1 protein-coding gene is annotated in these 2,541 nt (G+C 43.5%); it reads right to left on the reverse strand.

Annotated features, from left to right (window positions below; genetic code table 11):
• Nucleotides 1–179 precede the first annotated feature (179 nt).
• Nucleotides 180–2,147, reverse strand: a complete 1,968-nt coding sequence (locus tag KDK18_RS01235) for a hypothetical protein (RefSeq protein ID WP_257252614.1) — start codon at nucleotides 2,145–2,147, stop codon at nucleotides 180–182.
• Nucleotides 2,148–2,541: the final 394 nt, after the last annotated feature.

A 2,541-nucleotide genomic window follows, 5' to 3' on the forward strand; every position in this document is an offset into this window, starting at 1 on the left:
CAGTTTATAAATGCCCTGATAAACTAGACCATGGATTGCAGCAGTGCTCACTTTTCTGCACCAGCCAGACTCAGTCTGACCTCCCGGCAATGCGTCTGGCCAGCAGTTTGCGGAGAAGTGTGCTGATGGCGCTTACTTTGAGAGAACAGGAAGGAGACTAAAAATAAACTCCGTCAAGACTACTCTCTGTCATTATCGGGTCTGTCAGTATCACTACTTTCAGTGTCACCCATGACAGCATCACTACTTTCAGAGTCGCCACTGCCATAGTCGATACTGCCATAATCGATACTGTTACGGTGGCTACCACCGGAGTCACTGCTGTCAGAGTCACCGCTGCCATAGTCAATACTGTTACGGTGACTACTGCCAGAGTCAGTGCTGTTGGAGTCTCCACTGCCATAATCAATATTGTTATGGTGACTATAGCGATAGTCACTACTGTCAGAGTCACAAGGATTATTCATAGCAAAATCATAGTTAAGCCCGAACCAACCGACGAAATCTTCCAAGTAGTCTATCCGTTCTTTCAGGTATTTTTTCTTCTTCTTTTCTTCGCTGAACTCTTTTCCTTCTTGTTCCACTGTCTCGTCGTAATTGGCTCCATCGGCCTGCTGATTAGCAACAGTGTCATTCGTTGCCAGATATGCCAGCGTTTTGACGGATTGTTCCAGCAGATCCGAAAATTCTGTGCCCAGAACTACCATTATGACGTAGTAATCTTCTTCAATAAAAGCTTTTGGTAATTGTTTCTCTATGTACTGTTCCAGGGTTAGAAGCAACTCTTGAAATAATTCAGGCTTTTCATTTCCAGGATTGTCTCTTGCGTCTTTTAATACCTTTTCGAATATTCCAAATAATGCCTGTTCTTTGCCTTTTATGCCTGAAGAGTCAGTATTGGTGTCTAACCAATTTGATAGACTAAAATAACTCGATAGGTTGTCAAGATGTGTATTTGCGAGTTGTATAGAGAAAGGATCAAGCATCAGGCTTATGGCATTAATGAGACTCACAAACTGACTACACGAGGCAACTAATTCAGGTTTTGTGTTACGATATTCTTTTATCAGACTGGACATTCGTTTAGCAGATTTTATATTACGCTGATAAATCGGTATTTTTTTTTGATTAATGTCATAGTTGAGCAGGGAGAAAGCGGCAATTAGCAGTGGGTCGGCTGATGGCGTGTATTTTTCAGCTTGCGAGGGTTTTTCCGATTCGCTCAAAAATATAAGGCGCATTTTTTCCAGCACTTTCAGGCCAATGAAGCATTTATTAGATTCTTCGATATTTGCTTTTAAAATTTTGTGATCTTCTATAGGTGTTTTTGCACCTAAAAGCTCAACTTTTTTTGCATCGAGTCTGTCGATACCAGACAAGCTAGCGGCGTGAAGCAGGAATGAGTGAAAAAACCAATAAGCGGCTTGTGGGTGGGCTCCCTTGCAGTGGATGGCTGTATAGTAACTCACCATCAACATCGCGAGGCTCTGTTGATCTTCTGGCCTGGTGATATCGACAGGAGATTCAGTACCCTGGATGTTAATGAGAACGCCTAGTAACACATTCTGGTTTTCGTCAGACTCAACATGGAGTGCTTTTTTCACTTGTTGAATCATACTCAGAATTGTCAGGCTCTCATTGGGGAGAGTAACCGGGACGTAACTCAACATAGTATTCAGGATCAGAGCGTCTCCATTCAGGCCTGTATTCAACTGTTGGATATTGGCAGTAATTTGTGCATGGGTTATCAATGGGAGCGGGATTTGCATTAAAGGCTGAGGCTGCAGTGCTTCAGCGCCCTGTGGTTCTTCTGTATGCACATCCATTTTTTCGTCTCGTTCATTTTCATGATTTAAAGCAAAGATGAGATGTGTCGTATTCGGGTTGAGGGTAAAAGGAGGGGGGGTTCCTAAATAAACATTGTGGTTAATCAAATCGTCCAGAAAGCTAGACGTTTTTGTCGTTTTATCTTCAGTAAATATCTCCTCCACAGGCATTGAGAAAGGGTTTTTTGCCAGCAGTTTAGAGCAGGGACAAACCATCATGATGAGGCCAAGGGAAGCAGCAACCGACTGATGAGCCTTGTTACGTTGGAAAAATATCGATTGCTTTGTTGCTGTAGGTAATTGAGCAATGGAGTGTGTCATCAACATCTACCTTATCCAGTTTATGAATGCTCAGATAAACTAGCCCATGGATTGCAGGAGTGCCGAATTTTAAGTATCAGTGAGACTCAGCCTTATCACCTGATTATGATTCGTTGAGCCAACGATATCTGCATTGAAGCCGGTGCTGACTTCATAAAAACCTCAACCGGGGAAGTGCGTTTAGCGCTACTCCTGAGTCTGCAGGCAACATGCAGATAGTCAGTTGCGACAGTGACAAGCAGAATATTGGCTTTAAACCCGCTAGTGCTAATCTGGCAGCATAAGACACTGCGCACATCGGGCAATTGCCGCTTTGAAGCCAGCAGTTTGTCGGGAAGCCTGCTAGCAGCCTGTCGGACTTAAGGCTGTCCTACTGCGGTTGCAATAAATTGGT

It is taken from the genome of Endozoicomonas sp. SESOKO3 (genome assembly GCF_024606255.1).